We start from the raw sequence: 7,597 nt of genomic DNA on the forward strand, positions 1-7,597 counted from the left end.
CTCATCATGCATGTGCTAGTATAGCATACCCACACCTACACAAGATGCCCACATCAGCGGCACATGGCGCTCCTCGATTTCCTGCGTGTTGTGCGCGGTTGCGCGCTTACGCAGGCGTTTTGCGCGAGTGGCGCGCTTTAGTGCTCGGGATAAAATCCGCTGGGCGCATCGTTCAGGTTGATGATGATGTTCTTCACCTGCGTATATGCTTCCAAAATCGACAGGTCGGTTTCACGGCCGATGCCCGACTTCTTCACGCCGCCAAACGGCGCCCCGCCAGGCACTTGGTTGTAGGTGTTTACCCACATGCGGCCGGTTTCAATGGCACGCGACACACGCAGCGCGCGCGTAATATCGCGCGTCCAAACCGCACCGCCCAAGCCATAGTCGGAATCGTTGGCAAGCTTCACCACTTCGTCCTCGGCCTTGAACTTCATAATCGCAGCTACAGGGCCAAAAATCTCCTCACGCGCGACACACATATCGTTCGTTACATTGGTAAGCAGCGTTGGCTTGAAGAAGCAGCCCTTCGCTAAATCGCCCTCGGTATTACGCTCGCCACCTGCGGCAATCGTAGCTCCCTCTTCGCGCGCGATGTTCATGTACGACGCAATTTTCTTCATTTGCGCTTCATTGATTTGCGCGCCAATTTGCGTTTTCGGATCAAGCGGGTTGCCCTGTATTACGCGGTTGAACTGCTCCGTTGCGCGTTTCACGAACTCGTCGTAGATACCTTCTTGCACAAACACTCGCGAGCCAGCACAGCACACTTGCCCTTGGTTGAACAAAATTCCCAGCATTAAGCCGTCGATGGCTTGGTCCATATTGCAATCGTCGAAGAAAATGTTCGCGCTCTTGCCACCCAGCTCAAGCGTTGCCGGAATAAGCTTGTCGGCTGCCGCGCGCGCTACGTTGTAGCCAACACTGGTTGAACCCGTGAACGCAAGTTTGCGCAGGCCAGGGTGGTCAAGTAGGAACTGACCGCTGCTCGAGCCCTTCCCCGAAATGATGTTGATAACACCAGCAGGAACAATGTCTTGGATAAGCTCCATCAGCACAATCACGCTCAGCGGCGTGCTGGACGAGGTTTTGAACACGGTGCAGTCGCCTGCCGCCAGGACGGGCGCCAGTTTCCACGCGGCCATCAAAAACGGGAAGTTCCACGGCACAATTTGGCCGACAACGCCGATTGGTTCGCGCATGACGATACTCAATAAATTGCCATCGAGCAACCTATTTGAGCCTTGCTGCGTTTGAACGGCGCTGGCAAACAAGCGAAAATGCTCGGACGAAAGCGGAATATCAATGTTCATAGTTTCGCGAATGGGCTTGCCGTTGTCGAGCGTTTCGATGGTTGCAAGACGCTCCTTGTTAGCGTCAATAACATCGGCAATTTTGTTCAGGATGGCGCTGCGCTGGGTAACGGAAGTGTTTTTCCACGCGGGGAACGCGCACCACGCAGCTTTCACAGCGCTGTCAACGTCTTCTTTGGTGGCTTCAGCAACGTAAGCCAGGTGCTCGCCGGTGGCGGGGTTTGTGGTTTCAAAGGTTGCTCCGTCGGACGCAGGAACAAATTTTCCGCCGATAAACAGGTTATATGTATCTTTCAGTTGTACATTCATGGTAAACTCCTTACAATTAAAGTACGCGTGAAGCGGTGTGCCTCGATGTGCGGTTGCAAGCTTGCGGTATGCGAGTTGCACGTTGCACAGTTGCAGCCTTGCGATGGTGCACGTTGCGCGCGTGCGGTGTGCGCGTTGATCCTTGCGAAGTACCTCGGTGCGATGCCTCAAAAGGTTGCGCGGCTTGCAATGTTTCTTGTAGGTGAAGCGCTCTGCTTCTTCATTACGTTTACACCGTATCGCAAATCTGATATGGAATAAAGCTCCAGAATTGTTTTATTTTTAGGAAAATCTAATGAACATAAAGAAAACTAGGATGGATAAGTCCAGTTCCATACAGGCTTAGACTCTTGGCTGCATAAAAATAACATAGCAGTCATATAAAATGCTACGCTAAAAAAGTTCCCTACATTATTTGCTTTCTCACGGTGGGGGCTTGCTGGTTATTCCGGAAAATAAGGTTCCTGAGTCTAATAAGTTGCTTGCTGGGGTTTGTATCGAATATGCAAACTATAGAATAGTGAATGTCCAAATACAAGAATGCAAACCGGACAAATACTGGAATGAAATGTTGCCAAATTATCCGTAGCAAGCAAAAAACAGTTGACTATTGCCTCTAAGATGGTACTATAAATAGCACCATAGTACTATAAATGTAACCAAAAGGCGTTCATATGGAAGTTGTCATCACAAATAAGATAGCGGTATTCCGCAAAGAAAAAGGACTGTCGCAACACCGCCTGGCAAAAGCTGTCGGTCTAAAGCGCAGGTCAATTATGGCGTACGAGAACAACATCATCAGCCCCACCTTAGAAACAGCGTACAAAATTTCTCTCGTGTTAGGAAAAGACATCAAAGAAGTATTCATACTCAGTGATTGGAGTAAATTATGAGCCTTTTTATGTATGACATGGACGAACTTAGATCGCAGGTACAAGAGGCTTTTGGCGACACGGAACATTATTTGGTGGTCGTGAAGCACAACAACTGGCAAAGCGATATCATCAAACTTTTCATCAATACACTGTACTACGCAACAGATAGCAGCCGCCAATTCATTGTGTATTTTAGCCCCAAAGGCATTTACGAAAAAGAACTGGGCACACCGCTAAAGAGCGATTTTGTTCTAATGCCGTGGCATGAAATTGAAGAATTGAGCCTTAAACCATGGTGGGCGCATAAAGTTATTCGTTTCTTGCATCTTGGTAAAAACATGGGATATGAAGTTAACTTCTGGGGAAGAGTCAACAAAGACAATAAAGCTAATTTGGCGAATTTGGTGGCGAATAACTGGAGAAGAGATCTCTAACAACCTACGCACAGCAAACGGGAGCACGAACACAAGCACGAACGTTAACATCACAAGAGAATAGCGAACGCGGTATCAAAACGACCATACTACGAGGTGGTTTCACACACGCTACGGTATGCATCCTCGTTTGGGCGTTAAATTCAAGTTGTACTTTAAGATTACGCCCAAAATGGTTAACTTGCACTTTTGCGCGGAAAAGGCACGCAGCAAAAAATTGCTTCACGTACACTAAATATTTTGTTGTCCTTTGTGCCTTGGTAACACGTATTTCACGTTATGACGGACGCAGCTGGGGTGAAGATTCGATTGCGCTCGCTTTGCAATTATGTCTGGAAGCTGTTCTGAAAATTTGAATTGGCGTTCGGTTGCGCTCATTTGTCGGCATAAATTGCGCTTTCAACGGCAATTGTCAACCGCACTTGCTACCATGCAACTGCTGTTTCAATTATAATTTCGCCATAATCATAATGATGAATTCGAGTTTGAAATGGAGATCTTTTAATGATTTTAGCAGATAAAATATTGGAACTGCGTAAACAAAACGGTTGGTCGCAGGAGGAATTGGCGGACAAATTGGGCGTCAGTCGCCAATCTGTTTCCAAATGGGAAGGCGCACAAAGTATCCCGGATATGGAGCGGATAATTGCATTGAGCCGTTTGTTCGGTGTTAGTACTGATCTTCTGGTAAAAGATGAAATTGATGTTATGGGGAACAACGTCGACGCAGATGAAAATGCCTGCCAGGAAGAAGCCGGTGTTCGCATGCGGGTAATTAAGCTGGAAGAAGCCACCGCTTATATTACTCACAGAATATCATTTGCCGCCTATATTGCTCTAGGTGTTCTTCTTTGTATTCTGGCGGCAATCCCCATGATCGGCAGCGAGCTTTTGCTTTCTCCCACAGTAAATGCGCAAGTCGGTAAAACTTTGGGCTTAGCCTTCAGCGTTGCGATTGTTACCGTAGCTGTAGTTATTTTTATTATTCAGAGTTTCCACGGAAAGCGTTATCAATATTTGGAAAAAGAGGACTTTGAAACAGCTTACGGCGTTGACAGTGTGCTCAAAGAACGCTTGGAACGGTTCATGCCATCGTATGTGCTGCGGACGGTCAGCGGTGTCGTTTTATGTATGGTTGCCTTTATTTTTCTTATAATTTCGGATATAGCGCCGGAATTTTATCAACTTTCATCCGGCTTTTTTGTAGTTATTGCTATTGTTCTGGTGGCAGCAGCTGTGTATTTATTCGTACAGGCGAATATTGTCCGCTCGTCCTATTACCGTTTGCTGCAACCAAAGAAAAAGACTGTCTATCCTGAAAAGATTAGGTTATTGCTCGAAGCTTACTGGATTATAATTATCTGTATTTATTTAGCCTTCAGTTTCATCACGTCCGATTGGGAAAAAAGCTGGATCGTTTGGCCGTTGGCCGCATTGACTTACAGAGTAATAAAAGCGGTGCTCAAAGCGTGGAAGTTCGGAAAGAAATAGATGACTTTCGGCGTTGATTTTGTGGCGAATACATGGCATGTATCGAGTATCAAACTGTCCAAGTTTTTGTCCGCACCCCCTTATGTAGATTAAGTTTCGCGATGACATTATGAAAGCTCAAAAGACTAGTATGGTTCTAATTTGGATAGACTTGCATATTAAAAATAAGGAGCACGTATGAGATTAATTAGACCAGATAAGAAATATATCCAAAGTTATATAGAAGCAAATGAAGAAGACGAAATGTTTAGGCCGCACGCAGAAAGACGCTTTAAAAACTATGAGACAATCATAGAGAGTTCTTATAATGTGGAGCATGGTATAAATTTGCCTGCAAATTATGTGAGAGCTACTACATTTTGGCTGATAGATAATGAAAAATTTATTGGTGAAATTAACATTAGGCATGAATTAAATTCTTTTTTTAATTAACTATGGCGGTCACATAGGGTACGAAATTAGGCAATCTGAATGTATGAAGGGCTATGGAACAAAAATGCTTTCTATGGCACTTACATATTGCAAAGAGACTTTGAATCTGCATAAGGTTTTGATTACATGCGATGATGACAATATCGGGTCTAGTTTCATTACGTGTTGGATACAATGAAACCTTGACCTTGAACTCTGAAACTATTGCTCTGTACTCTGAAACCTTGACTTTGAACTCTGAAACTATTTATAGGAATCCTGAAACTTTGACTTGGAGCACCATACTATTTCTTATTGAAAATAAGAAAGCTTATATCTCAAATAACAATCAAAAGATAACATACAAAAGATGGCTCTAACATATCGCTAGAGCCATCTTCTAATAACCAATACTCGTTACTTAAAACAAGCAGTGCCTACTTACTTGTTTTCTTCCATCATTTTCTTCTTAAGAAGAATTGCAAGTCCAGCAATCGAGAAACCTATAGCTGCAAGCAATCCTGCAAATGATGCTGATTCACCCGTCTTAGGAATCATGCCAATATGCTTTTCAGGCTGCGGCTTAGGAGCTGGTGTCTCAGGCTGCGGCTTCAATTCCGGAGTAGACGGATTCGGTGTTGGAGCCGGTGTCGGAGTTGGAGTTGGAGTTGGAGCCGGTGTCGATGCAGAATCTTTCGTGTAAATGGCATACACAGTCATATCACCATTAACTACGCTTTCTCCCGTAAACGTCTCACCCTTACCATTTTCCTTCGTATTCCACTCCTTGAAGGTATAACCGTCCTTCGTTGGATCCTTCGGCATGGACTCATTAGTCAACGCATCAGTATTAATAGCCTTACCAGTTTCCACTTTCACTTTTGCATGAGTCTTATCGCCATCCTTGAAAGTAACTGTTCTTTGAATCCGCTTCCACTGAGCGACGTATGTTACGTTAGCAGTTACCTTATCTGCAACGGTAGGAGTCCAGCCTGTAAAAACATAATCTTTTCTGCTTGGAGCGGTTCCCTCAAAAGCAGGAGTAGGCATGTCGACGAGTATGTTTTGATGTACCTGGTCTTGGAAGATTTCTTCTCCCTCAACACCGTCGGTATAAGTAACTGTGAAGTGATCTTCCTGATCATCAGGAGTACCATTGTTGTTCTTGTCGTCCTTCCACTGAGCGACGTATGTTACGTCACGAGTTACCTTATTCGCAACGGTAGGAGTCCAGCCTGTAAAAACATAATCTGTTCTGCTTGGAGCGGTTCCCTCAAAAGCAGGAGTATCGGAACCCGAAGCAGCTTTGTAAACCTGATCGGTAAAAATTGCTTCGTTGTCAACGCCATCAGTATAAGTTATCGTGTATTCTCTTACAAAGCTTACTTCTATAGTGTGAGGCGATTTTACAGCCTTGAATTCATATGAACCCGAAGCTGTATGTTCGACGGTCTGTTCTACTCCGTCTATCTTCAGCGAAGCTATTATGTATCCTTCGTTGGCTGTAAAATTGTATTTCTGATTTTCTCCGTATGTGACTTCTGTCTTTCCGGCAGGAGTTATCGATCCGCCTTCACCGGCAGTTGCCGTGATAGTAGGATTAAGGTTTGCATAGACCTTATAAATTCGCTTAATTAATGTTGATTCTCCTATAGTCCCCGTTCTGTTTACGGAAATCACATTTCCCGATGTATAAGGAATGCTCTTGTTGTTGTGATCTTTCGAAAATGAATAGAAAACACCTTTGTAGTTTCCGTAGTCCTTGTCTTTTAAAAACTGCTCGTACGTCCAATTCTTAAAAACCCAACCTTCTTTTGCAGCGGCAGTGTACTCCCTTACGCCTGTAAGCTGAGGGTCAACTCCACCCGAATTTTTGTGAGTGATAGTTATCGCGGCTGCAGGCGAGCCGTTATCGTCTTTTACAGAATAAACATGCAGTTCTGCGTCTTTTATATACGGTTCCTGCATGTCTATTTCCGTATATTTGTCGGCTTGCTTAGATGCTACCGCATCGCCACCAGCAAATGCCTGCGTAGTTCCAGCTACTACGCCAAATGCTACTAATGTTGCCAGCAGTAGCCCCGTTGTCTTTTTTGCTAACAATTTCATCTTATTCACATTTCCTTATTAATCTAATAATGTTCTTTTTATCGTTTTGAAAAATTGCATAAAAATAGGCAGAAACACATACCTATCCATCAGGTATATATTTCTGCCAATTAAAAAATTCTACGTGAAAATAGACAGAGTTATGCTGTCTGTCTGTCAAGGATTTTGTCAGTCTTTTCATGGCTTGCAAACCTTTCACGCTAAATTTATTTGGCGTTATTCACAAGCCTTCATTTTTTTGTAAAGTACTCCAAGACCAGCTAAAGATAGCCCCAACGCAGAAAGAAATGCGCCAAGAGAGCTGGATTCACCAGTCTTAGGTAATGTTGATGGTGGTGTTGGAACTTCTTTCAGTTTATCTATCATCACTATCGTATTTCCTGTTACAGCTATACCTTTCACTATTGCTTTTCCATTTTTTACTTCAAATGTTATTGCTGTCGCTACTTGATATTTAGCTGGTGCAGATGTTTCTGTGAATGTGTACTTACCGTCTTTTAATTCAAACTCTGTTACCGTTCCATCTGTTACCCACTCTTTGACTAAGCTTCCATCTGCTTTTGTCAATTGGATAGTTGCGCCCTTAAGATCTTCTCCATTCTCTGTTAATGCTTTCTTAGAAAACTTAACTTTTGTTGGTGTTGGAACTTCTTTC

Annotated in this window: 9 protein-coding genes; 6 read left to right on the forward strand and 3 right to left on the reverse strand. The window is 44.0% G+C overall.

The window, feature by feature from the left end; all coding sequences use genetic code 11:
- Positions 1–137: 137 nt before the first annotated feature.
- Positions 138–1,622, reverse strand: coding sequence for an aldehyde dehydrogenase family protein (locus tag AC5GD6_RS04485; protein ID WP_464361841.1), 1,485 nt, complete (start codon positions 1,620–1,622; stop codon positions 138–140).
- Between the two features lie 45 nt (positions 1,623–1,667).
- Between AC5GD6_RS04485 and AC5GD6_RS04490 the strand changes: the two genes are divergently transcribed.
- The 6 genes from AC5GD6_RS04490 to AC5GD6_RS04515 all read left to right on the forward strand — a co-directional run bounded on the left by AC5GD6_RS04490 (position 1,668) and on the right by AC5GD6_RS04515 (position 5,032).
- Complete coding sequence (locus AC5GD6_RS04490; protein WP_006303422.1) at positions 1,668–1,883, forward strand: hypothetical protein; 216 nt, start codon at positions 1,668–1,670, stop codon at positions 1,881–1,883.
- 413 nt (positions 1,884–2,296) lie between these two features.
- The gene (locus AC5GD6_RS04495) at positions 2,297–2,515 is read left to right on the forward strand and encodes a helix-turn-helix transcriptional regulator (RefSeq protein WP_061102968.1); all 219 of its coding nucleotides are present in this window, start codon (positions 2,297–2,299) and stop codon (positions 2,513–2,515) included.
- Positions 2,512–2,931 (forward strand): hypothetical protein, encoded by a 420-nt coding sequence (locus AC5GD6_RS04500; RefSeq protein ID WP_296157724.1) that lies wholly within the window; start codon positions 2,512–2,514, stop codon positions 2,929–2,931. The genes AC5GD6_RS04495 and AC5GD6_RS04500 overlap by 4 nt, the downstream gene beginning before the upstream one ends.
- A 504-nt stretch (positions 2,932–3,435) precedes the next feature.
- Positions 3,436–4,422 carry a helix-turn-helix domain-containing protein gene (locus tag AC5GD6_RS04505; protein WP_491846330.1) on the forward strand — a complete coding sequence of 329 codons (987 nt, stop codon included), beginning with the start codon at positions 3,436–3,438 and terminating at the stop codon, positions 4,420–4,422.
- A 177-nt stretch (positions 4,423–4,599) separates the two neighbouring features.
- Entirely contained in the window at positions 4,600–4,854 is a 255-nt protein-coding gene (locus AC5GD6_RS04510; RefSeq protein WP_416437143.1) for a GNAT family N-acetyltransferase, read from the forward strand.
- 64 nt (positions 4,855–4,918) lie between these two features.
- Complete coding sequence (locus AC5GD6_RS04515; protein ID WP_491846333.1) at positions 4,919–5,032, forward strand: hypothetical protein; 114 nt, start codon at positions 4,919–4,921, stop codon at positions 5,030–5,032.
- 242 nt (positions 5,033–5,274) lie between these two features.
- Here the strand turns inward: AC5GD6_RS04515 and AC5GD6_RS04520 are convergent, their stop codons facing one another.
- Both AC5GD6_RS04520 and AC5GD6_RS04525 read right to left on the reverse strand, forming a co-directional pair.
- The gene (locus AC5GD6_RS04520; protein ID WP_491846331.1) at positions 5,275–6,942 is read right to left on the reverse strand and encodes an InlB B-repeat-containing protein; all 1,668 of its coding nucleotides are present in this window, start codon (positions 6,940–6,942) and stop codon (positions 5,275–5,277) included.
- Between the two features lie 216 nt (positions 6,943–7,158).
- On the reverse strand, positions 7,159–7,597 hold a 439-nt coding region (locus AC5GD6_RS04525), incomplete at its 5' end, for a SpaA isopeptide-forming pilin-related protein (protein WP_491846332.1).

Source organism: Fannyhessea sp., assembly GCF_986145555.1.